Origin of the sequence: uncultured Tateyamaria sp. (assembly GCF_947503045.1) — a bacterium.
In the GTDB taxonomy this organism is placed as follows: Bacteria; Pseudomonadota; Alphaproteobacteria; order Rhodobacterales; family Rhodobacteraceae; genus Tateyamaria.
This window is the reverse complement of sequence record NZ_CANNCF010000002.1, coordinates 600,361-621,200: the sequence shown is the minus strand read 5'-3', so window position 1 is coordinate 621,200 and position 20,840 is coordinate 600,361. Positions and strand designations below refer to the sequence as shown.

Below are 20,840 nucleotides of genomic sequence, written 5' to 3'. Positions count from 1 at the left end.
ATTGTCCAGTTCCAAAGCCGGGAGAGACCATGCCAGATCTGGACGATGCATATGCCAATAGCGCCTATATTGAAGGCGCTGACGCCTATCTTACACGTTGGTCGGCTGCCGCTGCGCAGTTTCGTGACAGCCTTGGCGCGCGGGCGGAATTGGACCTGCCCTATGGTCCGTCCGACCGTATGGCGCTGGACCGGTTTTTGCCCGAAGGCACGGCCAAGGGCACTTTGGTCTTTGTCCATGGCGGCTATTGGCTGAAGTTTGATCGTTCGTTCTGGTCCCATTTTGCCGCTGGTGCGCTGGCGCGGGGCTGGGCGGTGGTCATGCCGTCTTATGATCTGTGCCCGACCGTGCGGATCGCCGGGATCACGCAGCAAATTGCCCAGGCGGTGATGCAGGTGGCAGAGGACTCGAGCGGCCTGATCAGCCTTGCCGGGCATTCCGCAGGCGGGCACCTTGTTGCGCGGATGCTGGCGCCGGGCATGTTGCCCGACGCCTTGCGCGACAGGTTGAGCCATGTGGTTCCGATTTCACCTGTGTCCGATCTGGAACCGCTGTTGCGCACCAGCATGAACGCCAATTTCGGGATGGATGCGGCCATGGCACGAGCCGAAAGCCCGATCCATCAGCCCGCACCCGAGGTGCCTGTTACCGTGTGGGTGGGCGGCGCTGAGCGTCCTGCGTTCCTTGAACAAGCGCGTGCCTTGGCAGAGGCGTTGACCTGCGATCATGTCGTTGTGCCGGGTGAGCATCATTTCAACGTGATCGATGCGTTGTGCGATCCGGGCAGTGACCTGATACGCCGCTTGACGACGCCGCGCTGATCGGCAACATCTCGTCCCGGGCCGCAGGCGATGGCGTCGCTTGCAAAATCAGCGCCCAGACGTCCTGCACGCCGGGACCTTTCTGAAAAGGAGGGTCAGGCATGACCACTCGCCCCGCATTCTTTCGCTTTCACAATGGTGAAAAAGCGCCCCTGCCGTTTGAGGCTGCCGAATATGACGCCCGTATCGCCGAATTGCGCGACCGGATGGAGGCGTCAGGCGCCACCGCTGCCGTTCTCACCTCGATGCACAATGTCGCCTATTACTCGGGTTTTCTCTATTGCGCGTTTGGTCGCCCTTATGCCTGCGTCGTGACCGAAGACGCCTGCGTGACGATCAGCGCTGGCATTGATGCCGGCCAGCCGTGGCGCCGCTGTCACGGTGACAACATCACCTATACCGACTGGCAGCGCGACAATTTCTGGCGTGCGGTGCGCGAGGTAACGGGTGAGGGGGCGGTGATCGGCGTTGAATCCGATCATTTGACGCTGTTGCAGCAGGGCAAGCTGGAGGATTTCCTGAAACCTGTCGCCACGGTGGATCTGTATGACACCACGATGCGTCAACGTATGCACAAGTCCGAGGCCGAGATCGCCCTGATCCGTCATGGCGCGCAGGTGGCCGATGTGGGTGGCTATGCCATTCGCGATGCGATCAAGGTTGGTGTGCGCGAGATTGACGTGGCCATGGCGGGCCGTGACGCGATGGAGATGGAGATCGCCAAGCGTTTTCCTGATGCTGAATATCGCGACACGTGGGTGTGGTTTCAGTCGGGTCTGAACACTGACGGAGCGCATAATCCTGTGACCGCGCGGGCGTTGGAACGGGGCGATATCCTGTCGCTGAACACCTTTCCGATGATTTCGGGCTATTACACGGCGCTGGAACGCACGCTGTTTGTTGTGACCGTGGATGCGGCGTCGCTGACGCTGTGGGAGGCGAATGTGGGTGCGCATGAGCTGGGCATGTCCCTGCTGAAGCCCGGCGTGAGTTGCGCCGATGTCACCCACGGCGTCAACGCGTTCTTTGCCGAGCGGGACCTTTTGCAATATCGCAGCTTTGGTTACGGCCATTCATTCGGCGTGCTGTCGCATTATTACGGGCGCGAGGCGGGGCTGGAGTTGCGCGAGGATATCGACACGGTGTTGGAGCCCGGGATGGTCATCTCGATGGAGCCGATGCTGACCATTCCGGACGGTCAACCGGGTGCGGGCGGGTACCGCGAGCACGACATTCTCGTGATCACTGAGGATGGCGCGGAAAACATCACCGGGTTTCCTTACGGGCCTGAGCACAACGTGGTTGGTTAAAGGAAAGGGCCGCCATTGCGGCGGCCCTTTTGAGACTTCAGGGCATGTCCTTGCGGTCGCCCACATAGTCTTCGAGCAGTTTTTCGTTGCGCGCCTCTTCGATTCGGTTGATCCGGTCGATACGCTGCTGGTTGTCGAACCGGTATTTGACAAAATTCACGAGGCTGAGCGTCAGCATCAAGATACCGATGCCCCAAAAGCCCTTGGTCGATAGCGGGACGTCAGTCGACAGGTACAGCGACAGTCCCAGCAGGGCGTAGGCCGCAGCCACCCCGGCCAGATTGAACATCATGATCAGCGTGTTGTCGGGTTTCTCATTCAGCATTTCCATATCTCCTTAAATCGTTCTTTTGGCCCGGCTTATTTGCTCAGGCGATCCAATACTTCGCGTGCCGTGACCTTGGTTGCGTTACCAAATCCGGCGCCGGCCATCCTGTCTTCCAGGTTGCTGTGATCAAGGCCTGCGTTGATGTCCGCCAGGATCTGGGCCTGTTCCAGAGGGTCGTCCTTGCCCATCACGCGGTTGATCAGATCCTGCGCCTCGTCTGCTGCGGATATCCCTTGCAGTGTCGAGTGCAAACCGGCCTGCATCTTCTGTTCGCGGCGGATCGCCTTGGCCTGTAATGCGCCCTGTTTCAGGTCGATGACCCGGCGATGACCCTTTTCGACCGAAGCCCGCAGACGCGTGGCCTGACTTTCGAGGCGGTCGATTGTGTTCTGGCGGATCAGGCTTTCGTTTTCCATTTCTGCAATCGCAGTGGCGGCCTCGTTCGCCAATTCGTCACGGCCAGCGGCCAAAGCTTCTTTGGCGCGTTCCGTCAAAGACGCGATGCGTCCTTGCAGCATGTCCAGTAGTTTCTGTTCGGACCGGGTCCGTTGGATCAGGCTGGCCAGCGTGGCCTTGGCGGCCTGCACCTGCGCTTCGGTTTCGCGGATTTTCTGGTCGATCAGCTCGATCGCATAGACATCGCGCAAATGGTCTTCGGCGCGGGCATTGGCGCCAGCAAAAAGCGTTCGGAATGTAGATAACACAATTTCTCTCCTTCATGAACATCGTTCACGAATGGAGTTAGGTGACGTGTGAACGTCGTTCAAGATGCTTTGTGAACATTGTTCAAATTTATTTGTTCCCGGTTGCAGACTGCAGGATCAACGCAATCATTCTGTGGATCTGGTCTTGGGGTACGCCGCTAATGCGGTTCTCAAGCCCGAGCATCACAATGCCATGTACTGACGAAAACAGGGCCCGAGTCATCAATCCGACGTCTTGAGGCTCCATATCTGGAAAGCATTCTTGGACCGGCCCGTCGATGTGGCTGAACAAGCGCCCCAACTCGGCCAGATACCATTCCGGCACTTCCATATCGGTGGACATTCTCAACTCAAACAGTGCGCGCCAGAGGTTGGGGTGGTGTGTTGCGTAATCCAGATAGGCATAGGACATCACGATCAGCCGATCGGTCGCGGAAAGGTCACTTTTGTCGGCGAGCGCGGCTGCGACCTGTCTGCCCAAATTGCCAAATGTGCGCCCGTTGACCGCGATGATGAGCTCTTCGAGATCGCCAAACACGTTGTAGATCGCGCCCACCGAACACTCTGCTGCCTTGGCCAAAGACCGGGCCTTGACCGCAGCTAGACCGTCGGCTTCGATCTGGCCTTCGGCGATGTTCACCAGTGTTTCGCGCAAAGCGTTGCGTCGGTCTTTGGACTTGTTGGCCATGGTGCGCCCCTGAATGAACCCTGTTCATGTGTTACCGGGGTGACGCGGGCACGAACAGCCCTGCTTGGCGCTTTCTTTCCCTGAACGGTTTTGCCAAAGTCAGTGAGAATAGTTTGGTTTTGCTGATGTAAATCCAAGTAACATTGACTATATTGGTGTCAACACATTGATAGATGGGAGAAATAGATGGCAAATTTCGAAAGCCAGGTGAAAGAATCTCAGGCCCAGGTGGCTGAAGCGCAGTCCAAGATTGCAGAGCTGACCAGCCGGATCGAGGTCGCGCGCGCAAAGATGAAGTCTGGTGACGACATTGCCCTAGATATCGAAAACGCCACCCTTGATGAGGTGCATGCCCACACCGACGTGATGAATGCCAACATCGCCGAGTTGATCATGGGGCTGGATGATGTGACCTCTGCCTTCTCGAAGGACTTTGACGAGATGCGCAACAAGACGGGTATGGAAAGCCTGATTGGCATCTTTTCCCGCGCCAAAGCGGAATCCATGCGTCAGGAACGTGTGCGCAGCGCATCCATCGACGACAAGCTGCAGGACCTCATTTCGAAATCCGATGTCATCGTGCAGCTGCTCGAAGGGCAGCTTGCCATGCTTGAGGAACAGAAGGTCAAGGTTGAGGGTAATCTGACCGAAACGCTCGACGAACGTGAAATGACGGTTGGTGAACTGTCAGCCCTGCAATCCGACATTCAGGCGATGGACCCGCAGATCATCACGCTGGAGAACAAGATCGCCTCGGAAACCGACGCCGCCAAGCGCACGGCGCTTGAGACGGAGCTGGCTGATCTCAACAGCAAATACAATCAGATGGTGCAGGACGAACAGGTCAAGGTTGCCAAATCCCAGACGTTGGAGCGCTATATCGAAAAGGGCAAAACCTGGATCGATTCACTGCAGAACCAGGCGGCGACGCAGATGGTGCTGATCAACAAGCTGCAGACCGACACCAAGCAGCGCGTGGTGCTCTATGATGCGCTGACCAAGTCGTTGAAGACGGCGCAGCAGCAGGACGTGGCCCACCGTATCAACGAAATTGGCGTGAAGACCGACCAGGAGGCGCAGACCGCCATGGCCGGGATTGGTGCCGCCACCAACAAGAAGATGGCCGACATGCTGGAGGCGCACGAGGATCACATGGTGTTCGCCCGTGACGTGCTGGAACAGAAGGCGAAGGCGGACGAACGCTTTGCCCGCCGGTTTGCGCAGATCGTGGAGAAGCACGACAGCAATGCGTATGGGGGTTAAGCGATGAAACTCGGTCTCGCAGCCATCGCAGTGTCCATCCTTAGCCTCATTGCTACGATTGCCTTTGGTGCGCCGCTTTGGGTGAACGCGGTCGGGTTCTTTTGCGGGATTGCGGGGCTGTATCTGCTCAGCCGGGGGCGCAAAAACGGGTGAAGATGCTAAGTAAATATGAGGGGCGGGAACTGACCCGGAAACGGATTGGAGCGATTGCGGTCGCGGTTATCGCAGTCCAAGCAATCTTTCTTTTGTATGGGATTTTTCTGTCAGAGAACAAAGCATCATTGATTGATCCAGTGACGACCTGGGAAGAAGGCTTGGCCATCGCCTTTGCTATAGCTTGGGCGCTTGGAGTGTTTCCGCTGTCTTACTTTGTTTTTGGCTGGATTGGTGTCGGTATGCGGATCACGTTTGAGTCCATGATATTGACAGCGAAGTTCGAATCTCAGCCGCTGGAGTATCGCGGAATGGCGCGCTATCCGGTAGTGTTTGACTGGCTGTTCCCGGGCCTCAAATGACCAACATAGAAATCATCGGTCTCACTGACCTGTTCGCCTCGCGCCGCTATTTCAAAAAGTTCGAGACGATCACCTCACATCTGGGCCGCGTCGCTGGCGTGATGGAGGCCGAGGGTGATCTCAATCGGGACGAGGTCAACATCCTCACCCGATACATCACCGAGCTGACTTTCACCTTTCGCGCGCTCAGCCAGAAATACCTGCTGGTCGGGCGCGATACGGGCCGCTTTTTCGGCAGCCTTGCGATCGATGCGATTGAATCCGGGTTCCCGGCGGCCGAAGAGATTATCACCATGGCCTCTGATGCCCAGCAGGCCGAGCGCCATCTGGCGGGCATGCCCTCTGCCGAAGAGCTGAAAAAGCAGATGGTTGAGGTCATCGTGGGCGAGCGCACACCGCCGACCAAGTTGCAATTCGCGCTGTCCCAGCGGCTCTATTACGAAGAGTTGCTGCGCGGGCAGTTGTTCTGGCCCCGTAATGATCCGCAGATCGTCTGGACGGGCAACAAAAGCGAACAGCGCCGCACCTTCCGCATCCATTGGGCGGTCTATGACAGCCAGGTGAACCTGCCGATCATCTACATGATGGAGGTTGAGGATACAGGATCGACGGCCCTGCCCAAGGACCAGCGTCGTTGGCCCGAAGCGCAGGCACATCTGATGGCGCAGGCACTCGGTGGATTGAAGCTTGTCACCATCGCCAAGGGGTTCGACGAGGATTTCGATGACCTGCATCCGAAACGTCTGCGCCGGTTCCATGTCGGCCCGATGTATTCTTCGGCCTTCACCAAGCAATCCGGCCCTATCAGTCAGGTGCTTGAGGCCGCGCGTGCGCCCGAGGGGCAGGATTGGGCGCTGGTCTGGACCGAAGAGGATCTGCACTCCGAACGCGTGATGACCGAACGCGCGGGCTGGTTTTCAACCGTGGAGCGCGAAGTGTTCGCGCTTGATCCCTTTGCCGGGCGCGGGGCCGAAACCGGAACCACGCGGATGGAGCGATCCATCGTGCTGCCCCAGCGCCCGTTTCAGGCCCTGCAGGAACTGAACCCGCCCGGGTTCGGGTCGGTGCGCAAGTTCGTGGTCAGCCCGGCGGGCCGGGTATTGAGGTACTGATGGCGCGTAAGGCAGCAAAGGGCGGCTTTCTCGCCTATCTCAAACGGCGCAGGCAGGATCACTATGCCTACGGCACCGTTTGGTTGGCCATGGCCCTGATCTGGCTGTTGTTTCCGGGCCTGGTCGAACGGGGTGAGCGCTACAGCTCCTCGGTCAGATTCATTGTCGTGGCGGGACTGCCGATGTGGATCGCCATCAATTACATCGTCTATCGCGGCTGGTTGGGTGGCCGGAAAGGAAAAAAGAAATGAGCCAGACATCCGACCAGATGGAACTTCGCGAATCCGAAATCGTGGCGCACTACCCGATGGCGCTGGCCATGTTGCAGGGGTTCGATCACGCTCCGCGCATCGGCAAGGGTGCTGAGGCGCCGCAGGCCGAACGTTCAAGCGGGATTGGGACGCGTCGTCGGTTCCGCACCACCACGCCCGGTCTGGTCACGCGGCGCACCACGCCTACTGGCGCTGTGCAACTGCTTGCCACTATCGAGGGGGCCGATGACGATGATGCGCTGATGTCGCCGGTGCAGGCGACCGCGCTCAACGCGCTGCGCCGGGCCATTTCGATTGCGCTGGCGGTGGCCGAAAACTATGCGGGCGTGTCGGGTCTGGGTGACCTCAAGCGCGCCAACCTCGAAGGGGCGTTGCCTGCCGCGCGCAAAACCGAGTTCGCCGAGTTGCTGGGCGCCGAGGCCCTGATCACGCTTTATGTTTTTGGCAATGCCACGGCCTACCTGCTGTCCGCGCACCAGACCGAAGTCACCGTCGAAGTCGGTGAGGTCGAAGAGGTGCTGACCGACAATGGCCAGACCGCCCTGCACGGCGCCCTTTGGGAGCTTGATCAGGACATTGCCGCCCATGCTGCAGATGACACCCATCTGGTCGCCACGATCACTGCCTATGCCGAGGCACTGATGGAAAAGGTTGCCTTGCGCGCCGCCAATGCCCCGCGTCTTGCGCCGTTTGCCCAAGCCAGTTGGCGCGTCGAGGCCGATGATTTCACGGTGCAGGGGTTCAGCCCGGCGCATAAGGCGAAATCCTCTACACTCACCATGACCTTCAAGAAACCGCATGAGGTCGTGGGCAACCACATTGCCAAATATCAGGCGATGAAGCTGGCCAAGATGCTGATGGCCTATGATTTCGATCGTCGCCTGAACCCCTTTGCCGAACTCGGCGGGTTCATCTTTACCTTCATGGGCGACGGCAAGCCCGGGACCGGCAAGACGACTCTGATCCAGATGATGGCCGGGCTGCTCAATGACTACTGTCAGGTGGCGGGCTATCCGTTTCGCTATCAGAACCTTTCCACCGACAATATCGACAGCTATCAGGGCAAGTCGGGCCAGAACGCCAAGGCGTTCATCAACAATGTGCTTGATCCTGCGGCCATCGGATTTGGCACCATCGACGATATCGACCAGCTTGCGGGCAAGCGTGGGGATCGCCAGTCGAGTGCGGGGCAGTTGGAGATCACCGCCGTGCTGATGGAGAGCTTTGCCGGGGCCAACACGGTGGTGCGGGGCAATTGCAGTTTCGGCATGTTCTCGAACTATCCAGAGAATGTGGACGATGCGCTGCGCCAGCGGGCCGGCGCGCGCTTTCTGGTGGACGGGCCGCAGACGCGCGAGGATTACATCGACATCCTGTATCTGCTGATGGGCAAGAACCACGAAATCCCCGTCGGCCAGCACGAGGTGTTTTCCGCGCAAGAGATCAAGAAGGCGGTCGCTGCGAGTTTCGAAAGCCACTCCCGCCCGCATGAGGAAGGGCTGATGGAGGTGTTTGACCGGGTGCATTCCGACATCGGCACGCTGGATACCATCGCCAAGCTCGGTGCCTATCTCAAAGCGATTCAAGAGGCGGATGACCGGTTTACGGGCCGCGCGATCAAGAACATCACCGACGCGGTCAAGGTCCGCGCGATGGATTTTGAATTGCCTGATGAGTGGATGGAGAACCCGGAGCTGTTCCTGTTCAAGGATTACGACGCCAAGAAGGCGATGATTTCCGAACTGCGCGTGCCGATCACGGTCGAAATGGTCGTGCAGGAGATCAATCGCTATGCGGACAGTGAATTCCGCTATGCGGACAAGTCGGACGAAGTCGCGATTGACGCCATGGTGCGCGATTTCGGACGGCAGGAAGCGGCCAAGAAACGCTGGCTGGAGGGCAAAGGGTGACCCAGGCTCCCAACATCTGGAACACGGGCCTGCCGCTGGTGATCCTCGGCGTGTTGGGCTGGGTGGTGCCACGAATGCTGGTGCCCGAAGACACCCGCTCGCACAAGCGCGTGGCGCTGGGGGTGCTGGCGGCTGTGGTGGCGCTGATCGCCATTGCTGCATTGGTTTTGGTCGCCTTTGACATCCCATCCTATCGCACGGCGCTGGCGATGGGTGGTGCGGTGCTGACGGGTGAAATCGCCCTGCGCGGCTCGGCCCTGTTTGCAATCGCATGGGCGCCGATGCTGCTGCTTGCGTGGTTCAACATGGCGCAACGGGTCGAGGCGTTGCGCGGCGAGGATATGGCGCGGGGGGACGGGGCGTGAGTACAGCGATCACGATCACCATTGCGCGTGATGCGCGTCACGGCCTGACATCGCAGGTGCGCCCATGATCGTTCTTTTGGTCATCGTGGTTCTGGCGGTTGTATCGGGCCTGCTCATGCCTTTGCGCTGGGGCCTGTGGGGGTTTCTGGGCTGCACGGCCCTGTTGTTCGCTTTGCAGGCGGGGATCAGCACTGCGCTTGGCTTTGACGGCACGTCGGTTGTGGAAAGCCTGCTGCTTTTTAACAACTCGTGGGTGGCATATATCGGTTTTAACCTGCAGATCACCTATCGCGCCTTTGCGCTGCCGCTGTTGGTGCTGGCGGCCTTGGTGATCTATCGCCAGAAGGGGGCCGCCCAATGATCCGCCTGATCCAACGCGGCCTGATGTATGGCAACCTGTTTCATGTGGCCTCCCCTGCGCTGGTCGAGCGCTATAACCGTGCGCTCAAGCATCTGACGGGGCAGACCACGACCCTCACTGATTTTTACATCGACATCTCCGGTTTTTCGCCCGAGGTGGGCGATGACCTTGATGATCCGCTTTATCTCAATCACAACGGGGTCAATCGGCAGTTCATTCTGCTGAGCACCGAGCAGCGGCACTGCCCGCTGCTGGACGCGAAATTCTCGACCTCGCACGGCATCCTGAAACGGTTTATCGCCGAAAACGAAGCGGCCCTGTTTGCCCTGACTGCGCGGGACGCGGTGGCGGGGGAGTTGGTGAATTCGGTCTACGACATCTCGTCGCCCAAGCGCCTGTTCGACATCCGCGCCATCACGGTCGAGGCGGACACAACGCGCGGCACGGTGCGCAATGCAGGCGCGCTGGCAGAGAAGGTCGATACATTTCTCACCGAAGAAGATGCGTGGTTCGACGACGTTCTGATCGCCGACATGATCACGCTGGCGGGCGAGACGGGCGATGTTACGCGCAACCCGGTGCACCTGAAACCGCTGAAGGTCGAGCAGGGCAATTTCTGGACGTCGCATTTTGGTGGTTTGTATATCTTTCCGACGCTGGATCATCCGGCGACCATCGCCGCCCATGACAAGCCCGAGGATGTGCCGACAAAATACAGCTTTGATCTGGGTGACCGGAATCAGATTGCGAAGTTCCTTGAATACAACGATCTGACCGAATCCATCGTCAAGGCGCGCGGCATCGATGGTGCGGCGATCCTGCGTCAAAAGATGGATTTCATCCTCGTCTCTGCGGTGACCGAGGCGGGCGTCGATCTGGATGGGACAACGCGGCGGGATATGCGAATGCTGGCGCGGCGGCACTCTGACCTTCTGCCGGACGAATTCCATGCGCTTGGCGATCTGGTCAACTGGGCCGAGAATGGGGGCAAGTGGCCGCGCATCACCTCTGATCATCCCGCCTATTTCTACACGCTGCGCGCGGCCGCCACGCCCGAGGCTGATCTGGTCAACATGCTGCTCTCTGAACTCAGCCCGCATGATGTGCGCCAGTTGTTCATCTGTCACAAGCAAGCGTTTTATGGCGCCTATGCGACATGGCCGGACGCCAAAAAGGAATATGTCGCCCGCTACCTCGAAGCCGAGTACAAGGCGGACAAAGCCGGGGCGCGCGCTGCCCTGTTCGGGCATGATGCCCCGATGGAGACCCCGAAACCCGAACCCCTCGACCTGATTGCGCGTGTCGGTCCGTGGGGCGCTGTCAGGAGGTAAGCCATGGCCCTTGTACGACTGCTTTTTATCGCTTTTGTGGTGCTCAGCATTGTCTACCTGTCCCTGTCGCTCTATTCCCGCGCCAAGGCGCGCGACCGGCTGGAGGCGGAATGGGACGCGGGCGAGTTCGACATCCCGCGCGATGCCTATGTGCGGGCGGGGCTTGTGGCCTATGACGGCTCTTTGCGTCGCAAGCTGATCCTGGGCGTCTATGTTGTGCCCATGTCGCTTGTCGGCCTCATTGTTTATCTCGTGAATTTTGCCTGAAGGGGACTCCCATGCGCTATATCGGCTGGACTATTCTGATCGCTTTCTGGGTCTTTCTGGCGGCGTCGCTGCACTACACCCTGCCGCAACGCGACATCGTGCGCATCGTGCGGGTGTTTGAGGAGCGTCAGGACCTCAACGACTGGACCCGCATGTTCTGGTCGCGCCCGGACGATCAATCCGACGGGCTGATCAACCGTGACGTCCAGTTCATTCAGACCGTGCAGGCCAATGGCCGTCCCATGGTGTATCGCAATGAAGACACCGGGTGGAGCTGGCCGCCCTATTTCAAGTTCGACACCTCCAACCTGTTCACCGAAGCGGCAGATGCCGTGTCGACCCGCGCGGCCCCTGAATGGGTTGTGCTGACCCATTACGGGTGGCGCAATGAGTTCCTCACGATCTTTCCCAATGCGATCTCGCTCCGCCCGGTGGAGGGGCCGGATGCCTCCAAGGGTATCCCGTGGATCAACATCACCGTCCTGACCCTGCTGGCCGCGTTTTTCTACGCGATCTGGGTGCGCTGGCGGCGGTTCCGCAAGGCCCGGATCGATCCCAAGCTCGAAGAGATGCAGGACAGTTGGGAGGCCGCCGGTGACGCCGTGCAGGAACGGCGCGGGCGTATCCGCCGGTGGCTGGACACCTGGAAGGCCAAGTGATCAGGGCAGCGGATCGGTGCGGTAAAGCCGCACGCGCAATCCGCCATGCGCGATGCTGGGCCCGTCCGGTAGAAACGGCAGGCCGGTGGTCTTGGCAAGGCTCCCTTCGGAGGTGACGATACCGACCCGCCAGCCTGAAAACCGCTCCAGCAGGACCTGCCCAAGGCGGCCATAGACGGGATAGAGCGCCTTTTTGTCGCCGATCCGCGCGCCATAAGGTGGGTTGATGATGACGAGGCCCGGCGGCCCTTCGGGCGGAGTCGCTTCGCCCGAATTGGCAACTGTGAATGTCACCAGATCGTCCACACCAGCGCGGGCCGCATTGGTCTGCGCCATGTCAATGACGCCCGCGTCGCGGTCCGATCCAAAGAATTTGACCTGTGCCCTGCGCAACCGGTCAGAGCGGCGCAGCGCCTCGGCGTTGGGGTTGTAGGTGGTGAGGTGTTCAAATCCAAAGGCGCGCGAGCGACCGGGTTGCAGACCGCACGCAATCTCTGCCGCTTCGATCACGAAAGTGCCTGATCCACACATCGGGTCAAACATGGGCGCACTGCCGTCGAAACCGCATTGGCGCAGGAACATCGCCGCCAGCGTTTCGCGCATCGGGGCCTTGCCGACGGCGGGTTTGTGGCCGCGTTTGTGCAAGGGGTCACCCGAGGTGTCGACGCTGACGGTCACGCGGTTGTCGTCGATCCGCACCTTGAGGATCACCGGCGCATCGGCGGCGATGGTCAGGCCCGCCTCTTCGCGCAAGGCGGCCTCGATCCGCTGGGTGGCGGCACCCGCGTGGTAGATTTTGGATTTGCGCGATGTTGCCACGTCCACGCGCACGGGCACATCCGCGCGCAGCACGTCACCCCATGGAAACTTGCGCGCACGCTTGTCGAGTTGGGCGAGGTGGAAAGCCATGAATTCGCCGATGCGCACCAGAACCCGCGTTGCCCCGCGCAGCTCCAGATTGGCGCGCCACACTTCGGACCAGTCGCCCGCGATGCTGACGCCGCCCGGTTCCACGCCTGTGACATCAAAGCCAAGGCCGCGCGCCTCTTCGGTCAGCATCGCTTCGAGGCCCGGCAGGGTGATGGCAAAGAGGGTCAGGGGGGTGTCACTCATGTCAGCCTGCATAGGCGGTTGGTGCAGGGTGTTCGAGTGTTATTTGCGCCGCGCGAATGGGCCGCTAGTCGGCAAAGAGATAGTCGACTTCGGCAATCTCGCGCGCCTTGTCTTCGGGAACGGTCAGGAACTGGGCCAGCGCGCGGGCGTTCTTGTCGAGGTCGGCTGACTCTTGCAGCCGGTTGAAGTTCTCGAAATCCGCATCGCGGATGCGGTCAGATTCAAAGACCATGTCATTGCGGATCGTCGGCAACAGCCGCTCGATGGTTTCCGGGCCGGTCTGCTCGCCCGCCAGACCCACGCGCATTGCGTGACCCACCAGATAGTCGTCGGTAAAGTTGCACTGGATTTCCAGCATACGCGTGATCGAACGGTCGCCTGCAAAATCCTCGAGCAGGTCGAGGTTGCCGGGGTCCATGCACACGATCAGCCGGTCGGTTTCATAGTAGTCGAACAGCATCCGCATCAGTGCACGGCGGTGGCGCGTGCGCTTTTCCAGAGTGGTCTGGATGCCGCCCAGGTCGGGCAGGGGCGAGTGTTCTTCGTTGAACAGGTATTCGATGGCAGGCACGTTGGTCATCTGCCTGATCCGTTCGAGCATCCGCTTGGCCACGTGCCATTTCTTGCAGATGATGATCAGCAGTTCGCGGTTGCGGCCCAGCGTGCTTTCGGTTTCCCAGAACCGGGTTGCAAAGCGGCGTCCGATCCGGCCCCGCCCGGACAGGAATTTGAACAGGCTCGCCCCTTCGTTGGAAATCTGGAACGGCACGTTTTGTGCAGCGTAAAGCAACCCAAGGCGGCGTTTGAGGTCGATCGCCTCTGGGCTGATCTTGCGGGCGAATAGGAAATCCTGACTGAGCAGCAGGTCATAGTGGTCGTCGTAGAACGTCACCGGCATCCCGTAGTCGCTGAACAACAGAAAGGTCAGCGTGCGCGAGCGGATTTCATCCTCGGGCACTACATGGCGCACGACGGTCTGAAAAAACGTCTCATCCGGGATCCATGTGGTGCGGAAAAACCGCATCACGTCGCGGCGTTCACGGGTAAAATTCAGCACCCATTCGATCGTGCGCCGCCGCAAACACCACCACTGGCTGCCGATCTGCACATCTATGTCCGCTGGCACCTCGCGGGTCAGGCCAAGGCGCTGTTGCACGTGGTAGCTGGTGTAAAACAGACGTTTCTGAGTGCGCTCGTTGAAGAAGTGCCGGTAAATCAGCCGCTCTTCCTTCATCCCGGTCTTGATCCAGTCACTTTCGAAATAGTCATAGCTTTCAATGAAGTCGGCGTCGTTTTCGTCCAAAAAGTTGTGGATGTATTCGGCCGTCTTGATCGCCATGCAATCGCCGGACAGCATGTAGAAATGCGTGGCGCGCGGGAATGCCTCGACCGCGGATTCAACGGCATACAGCGTGGCCTGCACAAGGCTCCACTCGCCCCAGCCGCAGCGGATACGGCGATGGGCAAAGGTGACATTGGGGTTGTCCTTGAGGGCAGTGGTGATCTGCTTGAAATGCGCCGCCTCGGCCCGCCCGTCAAAGTGGATGGACATGTAGTCGCCAGCCGCCGTCAGCCGTTCTGCCTGTTTGATAACGGCATCCGGGTCTTTATGGCACAGGAGGATGTAGGCGATTTTAGCCATGTCTCGAACGTTAACTGCCTCTTTACCTAGGATTGTTTACGTAGATAAAGGTAAGGAGTGATTGAATAAACAGGATTTCTTTGGTTTTTTAGTTACAAATAAGGCTGTAGAGAAATACGGCACATAAAAGGGACAGGCAGGATGGGATTTCCAGGCACCTGGATGACGGAAAGTGAGAGCGTGGTGTACCGTGTTGTGCCCAAATGCGCCTGCTCGACCATCGGCCAGATCATGTACTATTCCGACCATGGTGCGTTCTTTGACGGCGACATTCACGATGCCAAGGGTGGCATGCACAAATGGGCGCTCGAAGACAGCCAGCCGTCGATCACCAGCAATGTGCAGACGCACAGCTCTTATGCTTTTACCTGCGTGCGCAACCCTTACACCCGCGTTCTGAGCTCGTTTTTCGACAAGATTTGCGGCATTCAGCGCAATGGCAAACGCTATCGCGGCAACCTTGTCCCGACCTTGATCCAGAAATACGGCATCGACGTGGGCGGCCCGGACGGCAAGCAGGAGTTTGATCAGGTCAAATCCTTTCGCCGGTTCTTGCTGTTTGCCCGCGACACCATCCGCTGGCGTCGCCCGATGGAGCCTGACATTCACTGGTCTGCCATGTCCGGCCACGTGTCGACCTTCATCGTGAACGGCGGCACCTATGACAAGATCATTTGGACCGAAAAGTTCAACGAGGGCATGGAAGACGTCATGCAATCGATCAAGACGCCCCATGCCGTGAACATCACTGAAATCCCCCGTTTCAACGAAAGCGAAGGGCACGGCCCCAAGCGCGCGCACCCGGTTGAGGACTATTTCGACGACCTGTCGATGCATCTGGTCCGCGAAATCTACAAACGGGACTTCGACCTGTTCAAGTATGACTTTGAAAACCCAGGCAACAAGATGCCCATTGCCGAGATTGATCTGGACGAGGTCCACAAGAAACTCGGCGATTGATCAGTCGTGCACTGGGTGGCCTTACTGGGCCGACCCCACAACCTCTGCAATCCGCGCAGCAATGGCCGCACTGCCCTTGGGAGAGGGGTGGATGCGATCCACGTCGTGAAAGCTGAGATCGCCGAAGGGCACGAGATCGGCCACCGAGACAAAGGTGACCCCATCGTCCCGTGCCGCCATCCGGGCCAATCGCGCCTCGTAGGCATTGCCCCAGTCCCGGCAGTGATCAATGATCGAGGGCTGGCCCGGCGTGCGCAGATAACCCACATAGACCACCCGCGCCCCATCCGCGCGGGCACGTTTGACCGCATTGGCCACAGTGCCGGACGATCCGTCTGCCGAGATCAACCGATCCAGTTGTGCTGCACATTTCCCGCATCCGCAGCCCAGCCACAGGTCATTGCCGCCGCCATTCATCACCACCCAGTCCCATGGGCCGGGCACGTATTGCGCGCCGATCCGGACGCCGAGGCTGCCGCTGATGGGCAGGGCATAATGATAGCGCGCACCAACCACCGAGCGGTCGATCACTTCGGCGCCCAGCCGTTTTTCAAGGACAGCGACCACGGATCGGTCAGAGCCCGCATTCCACGCCAGCATGCTGTCGCCTGTTGCGATGATTTGCGCCGCCCCGGAGGAAGGCACCATTTCGCCACAGCCGAACAGGGCAATCAACGCCAATACACTCAACCAAACCCGCATTCAGACTGCCCTTTGAAATCTGCGTCCTCGATAGCATTGCGCAAGACCACTTAGAAATAGTGAAACGGACCACGCACTTGCGTCGCCTCATTCCACGCCCTACATCCCATCCCCATGGCGCAAGGTAAATCAGACCCCAACTACAAGATCGCGGCCGAGAACCGGCGCGCGCGCTTTGACTATGCCATCGAGGATGACGTCGAATGCGGAATTATCCTTGAGGGCTCCGAGGTCAAGTCCCTGCGTCTGGGTGGCGCCAATATCGCCGAAAGCTATGCCGCCGTCGAAGATGGCGAGCTGTGGTTGGTGAACTCCTACATAGCCCCTTATTTGCAGGCCAAATCCTTCAAGCACGAAGAGCGCCGCCGCCGCAAATTGCTGGTCAGCCGCAAAGAGTTGAGCAACCTGTGGAACCAGACCCAGCGCAAGGGGATGACCCTTGTGCCGCTGGTTTTGTATTTCAACCACAAGGGCATGGCGAAGCTGAAAATCGGCATCGCCAAGGGCAAAAAGCTGCATGACAAGCGCGACACCTCGGCCAAGCGCGACTGGGGCCGTCAGAAACAGCGCCTTTTGAAACAGGGATAGGCGTCGCTTCGGCTTGCCAGCGCAGGCATTGGGCGCTACCCAAGGGCGATTTTTGCAGCCTCCGGAGCATGCCGATGTCCGACGATCCCAAAACGCTAGTATCGACCGAGTGGCTGGCCGCTCATCTCAAGGATCCTGACCTGCGTGTTCTGGATGCGTCCTGGTATCTGCCCGATGCTGGCCGCGACGCAAAGGCCGAATACGAGGCCGCCCACATTCCCGGCGCTCGGTTCTTTGACATCACGGAAATCAGCGACGCCCGCTCGGACCTGCCCCACATGGCCCCACCTGCGGAAAAGTTCATGAGCCGCATGCGCAGCATGGGTGTCGGTGATGGCCACCAGATCGTGGTTTATGACGGTGCAGGCCTGCTGAGCGCGGCCCGTGTGTGGTGGCTGTTCCGGCTGATGGGGCACCGCGATGTGGCTGTGCTGGATGGTGGTCTGCCCAAATGGCAGGCCGAAGGGCGCCCGCTGGAGGACATGGCCCCCATCATCAAGGACCGGCACCTGACCGTGCGCTTTCAGAACCACCTTGTGCGCGACGTCACGCAGGTTTCGCAGGCGTCGAAACTGGGCACCACGCAGATCGTAGACGCCCGCGCTGCCACCCGGTTTCGTGGCGACGCGCCTGAACCCCGCGAAGGGCTGCGCGCAGGTCACATTCCGGGCTCGCGCAACGTGCCCTATACAAGCCTCTTGAACGACGACAAGACGATGAAAACGCCCGCCGAAACCCGCGCGGTGTTTGAGGCCGCTGGCGTCGATGTGGATCAGCCGATGATAACCACCTGCGGGTCAGGCATCACGGCTGCGATCCTCGCTCTTGCCCTTGAACGGCAGGGCCATGACAGCTGGTCGCTTTATGATGGGTCATGGGCCGAATGGGGCATGTTCCCCACCGTGCCCGTCGCCACAGGAGACGCATGATGTTTGAAAAACTGCAGGCGCAGAAACCCGACAGCATCCTGATGCTGATGCAGATGTACCGCGAAGACCCGCGCACGGACAAAGTCGACCTGGGCGTTGGTGTCTACAAGGATGCAACAGGTGCCACGCCGATCATGCGCGCAATCAAGACGGCAGAGCAGCAGTTGTGGCAGGCCGAAACAAGCAAGTCCTATGTCGGCCTTGTCGGCGATCCGGCCTTTTCGGATGCGATGGTCAAGCTGGTGCTCGGCGATGCGGTGGCGCGTGACAAGGTGTCGGCGGCGGCCACACCAGGGGGCACGGGCGCGGTGCGGCAGGCGTTTGAGCTGATCCAGCTCGCCCGGCCTGATGCGCGTATTTTCGTGTCGAACCCGACCTGGCCAAACCATTTGTCGATCCTTGATCACCTCGGCATCGAAAAGGCGGCCTACCGCTATTTCGACGAGGCGACGCGTGGTGTCGATTTTGACGGCATGATCGCTGATCTCAAGACGGCGCGGGCCGGGGATGTGGTGTTGCTGCATGGCTGCTGTCACAATCCGACTGGCGCCAACCTGACCATGCCGCAATGGCAAGAGGTGATCGCGGTGCTGCAGGACACCGGTGCCGTGCCGATGATCGACATTGCCTATCAGGGCTTTGGCGACGGGCTGGATGCGGATGCCGCCGCGACCCGTGCGGTGGCGGCTGCGATGCCAGAATGCCTGATTGCGGCGAGCTGTTCCAAGAACTTTGGCATCTACCGCGAACGGACCGGCATCCTGATGCTTGTTGCGAATGGTACGGACAAGGGCATCGCCCAAGGCACGCTGGCTTATCTCAACCGTCAGAACTATTCCTTTCCGCCGGATCACGGGGCCCGTCTGGTCACGATGATCCTCAATGATGACGCCTTGCGCGCGGACTGGATGGCCGAGTTGGAAGAGGTGCGCCTGTCGATGCTGGGTCTGCGCGAGCAACTGGCGCAGGAATTGCAGCAGCGTTCCGGATCGGACCGCTTTGGCTTTCTCGCGCAGCACCGGGGTATGTTTTCACGCATCGGCGCGACACCGGAACAGGTTCAGGCGATGCGTGAGAGTCACAGTGTCTACATGGTGGGCGACAGCCGCATGAATATCGCGGGCCTCAATGCACAGTCCGTGCCGATCCTTGCCGAGGCGATCATCGCGGCGGGTGTCTGAACCCTAGCTGTGATAACGGACCAATGAAAAAAGGCCGGGCATCGCTGCCCGGCCTTTCTGATTTTCTGAGGACCCGACTTAGCCCTTCGAGAACTCGGGATAGGCTTCCATGCCCAGTTCGGCCATGTCGAGGCCGTTGATTTCGTCCTCTTCGCTGACACGGATACCAATGACGGCCTTGAGGATGGACCACACGATCAGCGAGGCGACAAAGGTGAACACACCATAAGCCACGATGCCAAGCAGTTGCGTTGTGAGCGAGGCGTCGGAATTGTAGAAGACCACGGCGATTGTGCCCCAGATACCTGCACAGAGGTGAACAGGGATCGCACCAACCACGTCATCCAGCTTGAACTTGTCGAGCATCGGGATGGCCAGAACAACGATGATACCACCCACTGCACCGATCCAAAGCGCCCCGAACAGTGTCGGCGCAAGTGGTTCTGCGGTAATCGACACGAGGCCCGCCAGCGCGCCGTTCAGCACCATGGTCAGGTCAGGTTTTTTGTACAGGATCTGGCTGAGAACCAGCGCCGTCACGGCACCGGCTGCGGCGGCCATGTTGGTGTTGGCAAAGATGCGCGAGACGTCAGACACATCGCCCACTGTACCCATCGCAAGCTGCGAGCCACCGTTAAAGCCAAACCAACCCAGCCACAGGATGAACGTCCCCAAAGTGGCGAGGGCCAGGTTCGAGCCGGGCATCGGGTTCACGCGGCCGTCCTTGTACTTGCCCAAGCGTGGACCCAGCACAATGATACCGGCCAAAGCGGCCCAGCCACCCACGGAGTGCACAACGGTCGATCCGGCAAAGTCCTGGAAGCCAGCGGCGTCCAACCAACCTGCGCCCCATTTCCACGAACCAGAGATCGGGTACATGAAGCCCGTCAGCACAATGACGAAGATCAGGAAGGGCCAAAGCTTGATGCGTTCAGCCACGGCACCCGACACGATGGATGCGGTTGCAGCAACGAACACCAGCTGGAAGAAGAAATCCGAACCGACCGACGCATAGTCAAGAGCCGCATCCGCCGCCGAAACGCCCACGGCATCCAGCACGGTTTGCCCACCGAGCGCGAAGTAGCCGTTGAAATCGCCCGGATACATCGTGTTGAAGCCGACCAGCCAGTACATGATGGCCGCAATCGAAAACAGCGCGATGTTCTTGGTCATCTGCATCGTGACGTTCTTGGAGCGGACAAGACCGCCTTCGAGCATTGCAAAGCCTGCGGCCATGAAGAAAACGAGGAAACCTGCCATGCAGAACAGCAGGGTCGTCATGATGTACGGGCCGATCTCGTCAAAGCCCGGAGCGGCAGCATCCTGTGCCAGCGCCAGCGTCGGCAAGGCCGTGAGGCCGGCGCCAACGAGGAGAGATTTCTTGAGTTTCATTGTCCGTTTTTCCCTATGTTGGTGCGCTTAGATGGCGTCTTCGTTGGTTTCGCCGGTGCGCACACGCACGGCCTGTTCCACGTCGAGGACAAAAATCTTGCCGTCGCCGATTTTGCCCGTCTGGGCGGTTTTGGTGATGGTCTGGACGATCTGATCAGCCATGGCCTCTGCCACAACGATCTCGATCTTGACCTTGGGTACGAAATTCACTGCGTATTCTGCGCCGCGATAGATTTCCGTGTGCCCCGATTGAGAGCCGAAGCCCTTGATTTCCGTGACCATCATGCCGCGCACACCAGCTTCGGTCAGCGCTTCGCGAACCTCTTCCAGCTTGAACGGCTTGATCGTTGCAATGATGAGTTTCACCACGTGTCCCCTTCGATTGGCAGGTCGCCCTGCAGTACGCGGGCAAAAGAGTGTATTCACA

General features: G+C 59.6%; 25 protein-coding genes. 17 read left to right on the top strand and 8 right to left on the bottom strand.

Annotated elements, in window-relative coordinates:
- Nucleotides 1-29: 29 nt before the first annotated feature.
- Both Q1A89_RS11440 and Q1A89_RS11435 read left to right on the top strand, forming a co-directional pair.
- The gene (locus tag Q1A89_RS11440) at nucleotides 30-821 is read left to right on the top strand and encodes an alpha/beta hydrolase (RefSeq protein WP_299727778.1); all 792 of its coding nucleotides are present in this window, start codon (nucleotides 30-32) and stop codon (nucleotides 819-821) included.
- A gap of 101 nt (nucleotides 822-922) precedes the next feature.
- Nucleotides 923-2,131, top strand: a complete 1,209-nt coding sequence (locus Q1A89_RS11435) for an aminopeptidase P family protein (protein WP_299727775.1) — start codon at nucleotides 923-925, stop codon at nucleotides 2,129-2,131.
- A gap of 37 nt (nucleotides 2,132-2,168) precedes the next feature.
- Here the strand turns inward: Q1A89_RS11435 and Q1A89_RS11430 are convergent, their stop codons facing one another.
- The 3 genes from Q1A89_RS11430 to Q1A89_RS11420 all read right to left on the bottom strand — a co-directional run bounded on the left by Q1A89_RS11430 (nucleotide 2,169) and on the right by Q1A89_RS11420 (nucleotide 3,851).
- Nucleotides 2,169-2,456, bottom strand: a complete 288-nt coding sequence (locus Q1A89_RS11430; protein WP_299727772.1) for a hypothetical protein — start codon at nucleotides 2,454-2,456, stop codon at nucleotides 2,169-2,171.
- A 35-nt stretch (nucleotides 2,457-2,491) separates the two neighbouring features.
- The gene (locus tag Q1A89_RS11425) at nucleotides 2,492-3,163 is read right to left on the bottom strand and encodes a PspA/IM30 family protein (RefSeq protein WP_299727769.1); all 672 of its coding nucleotides are present in this window, start codon (nucleotides 3,161-3,163) and stop codon (nucleotides 2,492-2,494) included.
- 88 nt (nucleotides 3,164-3,251) lie between these two features.
- A complete protein-coding gene (locus Q1A89_RS11420) occupies nucleotides 3,252-3,851 on the bottom strand; it encodes a TetR/AcrR family transcriptional regulator (protein ID WP_299727766.1) in 600 nt (199 codons plus the stop codon).
- A gap of 186 nt (nucleotides 3,852-4,037) precedes the next feature.
- Here Q1A89_RS11420 and Q1A89_RS11415 point away from each other — a divergent pair, with 186 nt between their 5' ends.
- The 11 genes from Q1A89_RS11415 (at nucleotide 4,038) to Q1A89_RS11365 (ending at nucleotide 11,906) form a co-directional block, all read left to right on the top strand.
- Nucleotides 4,038-5,114 (top strand): hypothetical protein, encoded by a 1,077-nt coding sequence (locus Q1A89_RS11415; RefSeq protein WP_299727764.1) that lies wholly within the window; start codon nucleotides 4,038-4,040, stop codon nucleotides 5,112-5,114.
- A 3-nt stretch (nucleotides 5,115-5,117) separates the two neighbouring features.
- Nucleotides 5,118-5,267, top strand: coding sequence for a hypothetical protein (locus Q1A89_RS11410; protein WP_299727762.1), 150 nt, complete (start codon nucleotides 5,118-5,120; stop codon nucleotides 5,265-5,267).
- A 2-nt stretch (nucleotides 5,268-5,269) separates the two neighbouring features.
- Entirely contained in the window at nucleotides 5,270-5,629 is a 360-nt protein-coding gene (locus Q1A89_RS11405) for a hypothetical protein (RefSeq protein ID WP_299727760.1), read from the top strand.
- A complete protein-coding gene (locus Q1A89_RS11400) occupies nucleotides 5,626-6,741 on the top strand; it encodes a hypothetical protein (RefSeq protein WP_299727758.1) in 1,116 nt (371 codons plus the stop codon). Before Q1A89_RS11405 ends, Q1A89_RS11400 begins: the two co-directional genes overlap by 4 nt.
- On the top strand, nucleotides 6,741-6,992 hold the full coding sequence (locus tag Q1A89_RS11395; RefSeq protein WP_299727756.1) for a hypothetical protein: 252 nt from the start codon (nucleotides 6,741-6,743) through the stop codon (nucleotides 6,990-6,992). The genes Q1A89_RS11400 and Q1A89_RS11395 overlap by 1 nt, the downstream gene beginning before the upstream one ends.
- Nucleotides 6,989-8,923, top strand: a complete 1,935-nt coding sequence (locus tag Q1A89_RS11390; RefSeq protein WP_299727755.1) for an ATP-binding protein — start codon at nucleotides 6,989-6,991, stop codon at nucleotides 8,921-8,923. The genes Q1A89_RS11395 and Q1A89_RS11390 overlap by 4 nt, the downstream gene beginning before the upstream one ends.
- On the top strand, nucleotides 8,920-9,288 hold the full coding sequence (locus Q1A89_RS11385; RefSeq protein ID WP_299727753.1) for a hypothetical protein: 369 nt from the start codon (nucleotides 8,920-8,922) through the stop codon (nucleotides 9,286-9,288). The genes Q1A89_RS11390 and Q1A89_RS11385 overlap by 4 nt, the downstream gene beginning before the upstream one ends.
- 64 nt (nucleotides 9,289-9,352) lie before the next feature.
- A complete protein-coding gene (locus tag Q1A89_RS11380; protein ID WP_299727751.1) occupies nucleotides 9,353-9,649 on the top strand; it encodes a hypothetical protein in 297 nt (98 codons plus the stop codon).
- Nucleotides 9,646-10,980, top strand: a complete 1,335-nt coding sequence (locus Q1A89_RS11375; protein ID WP_299727749.1) for a DUF6638 family protein — start codon at nucleotides 9,646-9,648, stop codon at nucleotides 10,978-10,980. The genes Q1A89_RS11380 and Q1A89_RS11375 overlap by 4 nt, the downstream gene beginning before the upstream one ends.
- Before the next feature lie 3 nt (nucleotides 10,981-10,983).
- Nucleotides 10,984-11,247 carry a hypothetical protein gene (locus tag Q1A89_RS11370; RefSeq protein WP_299727747.1) on the top strand — a complete coding sequence of 88 codons (264 nt, stop codon included), beginning with the start codon at nucleotides 10,984-10,986 and terminating at the stop codon, nucleotides 11,245-11,247.
- Between the two features lie 11 nt (nucleotides 11,248-11,258).
- Complete coding sequence (locus Q1A89_RS11365; RefSeq protein ID WP_299727745.1) at nucleotides 11,259-11,906, top strand: DUF1523 family protein; 648 nt, start codon at nucleotides 11,259-11,261, stop codon at nucleotides 11,904-11,906.
- Here Q1A89_RS11365 and Q1A89_RS11360 read toward each other — a convergent pair whose 3' ends face one another.
- Nucleotides 11,907-12,965 carry a class I SAM-dependent RNA methyltransferase gene (locus Q1A89_RS11360; protein WP_299729140.1) on the bottom strand — a complete coding sequence of 353 codons (1,059 nt, stop codon included), beginning with the start codon at nucleotides 12,963-12,965 and terminating at the stop codon, nucleotides 11,907-11,909.
- A gap of 118 nt (nucleotides 12,966-13,083) precedes the next feature.
- The gene (locus tag Q1A89_RS11355) at nucleotides 13,084-14,661 is read right to left on the bottom strand and encodes a DUF5928 domain-containing protein (protein ID WP_299727742.1); all 1,578 of its coding nucleotides are present in this window, start codon (nucleotides 14,659-14,661) and stop codon (nucleotides 13,084-13,086) included.
- 141 nt (nucleotides 14,662-14,802) lie between these two features.
- Here Q1A89_RS11355 and Q1A89_RS11350 point away from each other — a divergent pair, with 141 nt between their 5' ends.
- On the top strand, nucleotides 14,803-15,621 hold the full coding sequence (locus Q1A89_RS11350) for a sulfotransferase family protein (RefSeq protein ID WP_299727740.1): 819 nt from the start codon (nucleotides 14,803-14,805) through the stop codon (nucleotides 15,619-15,621).
- 21 nt (nucleotides 15,622-15,642) lie between these two features.
- Here Q1A89_RS11350 and Q1A89_RS11345 read toward each other — a convergent pair whose 3' ends face one another.
- Complete coding sequence (locus tag Q1A89_RS11345; RefSeq protein WP_299727739.1) at nucleotides 15,643-16,323, bottom strand: SGNH/GDSL hydrolase family protein; 681 nt, start codon at nucleotides 16,321-16,323, stop codon at nucleotides 15,643-15,645.
- A 114-nt stretch (nucleotides 16,324-16,437) separates the two neighbouring features.
- Here Q1A89_RS11345 and smpB point away from each other — a divergent pair, with 114 nt between their 5' ends.
- The 3 genes from smpB to Q1A89_RS11330 all read left to right on the top strand — a co-directional run bounded on the left by smpB (nucleotide 16,438) and on the right by Q1A89_RS11330 (nucleotide 19,021).
- Nucleotides 16,438-16,911, top strand: coding sequence for an SsrA-binding protein SmpB (smpB, locus tag Q1A89_RS11340; RefSeq protein ID WP_299727737.1), 474 nt, complete (start codon nucleotides 16,438-16,440; stop codon nucleotides 16,909-16,911).
- Between the two features lie 74 nt (nucleotides 16,912-16,985).
- The gene (gene sseA / locus Q1A89_RS11335) at nucleotides 16,986-17,840 is read left to right on the top strand and encodes a 3-mercaptopyruvate sulfurtransferase (RefSeq protein ID WP_299727735.1); all 855 of its coding nucleotides are present in this window, start codon (nucleotides 16,986-16,988) and stop codon (nucleotides 17,838-17,840) included.
- Nucleotides 17,840-19,021: an amino acid aminotransferase gene (locus Q1A89_RS11330; RefSeq protein ID WP_299729137.1), complete on the top strand. Its 1,182-nt coding sequence runs from the start codon at nucleotides 17,840-17,842 to the stop codon at nucleotides 19,019-19,021. Before sseA ends, Q1A89_RS11330 begins: the two co-directional genes overlap by 1 nt.
- Before the next feature lie 78 nt (nucleotides 19,022-19,099).
- Here the strand turns inward: Q1A89_RS11330 and Q1A89_RS11325 are convergent, their stop codons facing one another.
- Together Q1A89_RS11325 and Q1A89_RS11320 are read right to left on the bottom strand one after the other, a co-directional pair.
- A complete protein-coding gene (locus Q1A89_RS11325) occupies nucleotides 19,100-20,413 on the bottom strand; it encodes an ammonium transporter (protein WP_299727734.1) in 1,314 nt (437 codons plus the stop codon).
- A gap of 27 nt (nucleotides 20,414-20,440) precedes the next feature.
- Nucleotides 20,441-20,779 (bottom strand): P-II family nitrogen regulator, encoded by a 339-nt coding sequence (locus Q1A89_RS11320; protein WP_299727733.1) that lies wholly within the window; start codon nucleotides 20,777-20,779, stop codon nucleotides 20,441-20,443.
- Between the last annotated feature and the right edge of the window lie 61 nt (nucleotides 20,780-20,840).

Coding starts and splice junctions, on each gene's coding strand:
- Q1A89_RS11380 (WP_299727751.1), top strand. CDS start 9,353: ATGATCGTTCTTTTGGTCATCGTGGTTCTGGCGGTTGTATCGGGCCTG.
- Q1A89_RS11325 (WP_299727734.1), bottom strand. CDS start 20,413: ATGAAACTCAAGAAATCTCTCCTCGTTGGCGCCGGCCTCACGGCCTTG.
- smpB (WP_299727737.1), top strand. CDS start 16,438: ATGGCGCAAGGTAAATCAGACCCCAACTACAAGATCGCGGCCGAGAAC.
- Q1A89_RS11355 (WP_299727742.1), bottom strand. CDS start 14,661: ATGGCTAAAATCGCCTACATCCTCCTGTGCCATAAAGACCCGGATGCC.
- Q1A89_RS11400 (WP_299727758.1), top strand. CDS start 5,626: ATGACCAACATAGAAATCATCGGTCTCACTGACCTGTTCGCCTCGCGC.
- Q1A89_RS11395 (WP_299727756.1), top strand. CDS start 6,741: ATGGCGCGTAAGGCAGCAAAGGGCGGCTTTCTCGCCTATCTCAAACGG.
- Q1A89_RS11365 (WP_299727745.1), top strand. CDS start 11,259: ATGCGCTATATCGGCTGGACTATTCTGATCGCTTTCTGGGTCTTTCTG.
- Q1A89_RS11370 (WP_299727747.1), top strand. CDS start 10,984: ATGGCCCTTGTACGACTGCTTTTTATCGCTTTTGTGGTGCTCAGCATT.
- Q1A89_RS11350 (WP_299727740.1), top strand. CDS start 14,803: ATGGGATTTCCAGGCACCTGGATGACGGAAAGTGAGAGCGTGGTGTAC.
- sseA (WP_299727735.1), top strand. CDS start 16,986: ATGTCCGACGATCCCAAAACGCTAGTATCGACCGAGTGGCTGGCCGCT.
- Q1A89_RS11390 (WP_299727755.1), top strand. CDS start 6,989: ATGAGCCAGACATCCGACCAGATGGAACTTCGCGAATCCGAAATCGTG.
- Q1A89_RS11430 (WP_299727772.1), bottom strand. CDS start 2,456: ATGCTGAATGAGAAACCCGACAACACGCTGATCATGATGTTCAATCTG.
- Q1A89_RS11410 (WP_299727762.1), top strand. CDS start 5,118: ATGAAACTCGGTCTCGCAGCCATCGCAGTGTCCATCCTTAGCCTCATT.
- Q1A89_RS11330 (WP_299729137.1), top strand. CDS start 17,840: ATGTTTGAAAAACTGCAGGCGCAGAAACCCGACAGCATCCTGATGCTG.
- Q1A89_RS11415 (WP_299727764.1), top strand. CDS start 4,038: ATGGCAAATTTCGAAAGCCAGGTGAAAGAATCTCAGGCCCAGGTGGCT.
- Q1A89_RS11435 (WP_299727775.1), top strand. CDS start 923: ATGACCACTCGCCCCGCATTCTTTCGCTTTCACAATGGTGAAAAAGCG.
- Q1A89_RS11360 (WP_299729140.1), bottom strand. CDS start 12,965: ATGCTGACCGAAGAGGCGCGCGGCCTTGGCTTTGATGTCACAGGCGTG.
- Q1A89_RS11375 (WP_299727749.1), top strand. CDS start 9,646: ATGATCCGCCTGATCCAACGCGGCCTGATGTATGGCAACCTGTTTCAT.
- Q1A89_RS11420 (WP_299727766.1), bottom strand. CDS start 3,851: ATGGCCAACAAGTCCAAAGACCGACGCAACGCTTTGCGCGAAACACTG.
- Q1A89_RS11440 (WP_299727778.1), top strand. CDS start 30: ATGCCAGATCTGGACGATGCATATGCCAATAGCGCCTATATTGAAGGC.
- Q1A89_RS11345 (WP_299727739.1), bottom strand. CDS start 16,323: ATGCGGGTTTGGTTGAGTGTATTGGCGTTGATTGCCCTGTTCGGCTGT.
- Q1A89_RS11405 (WP_299727760.1), top strand. CDS start 5,270: ATGCTAAGTAAATATGAGGGGCGGGAACTGACCCGGAAACGGATTGGA.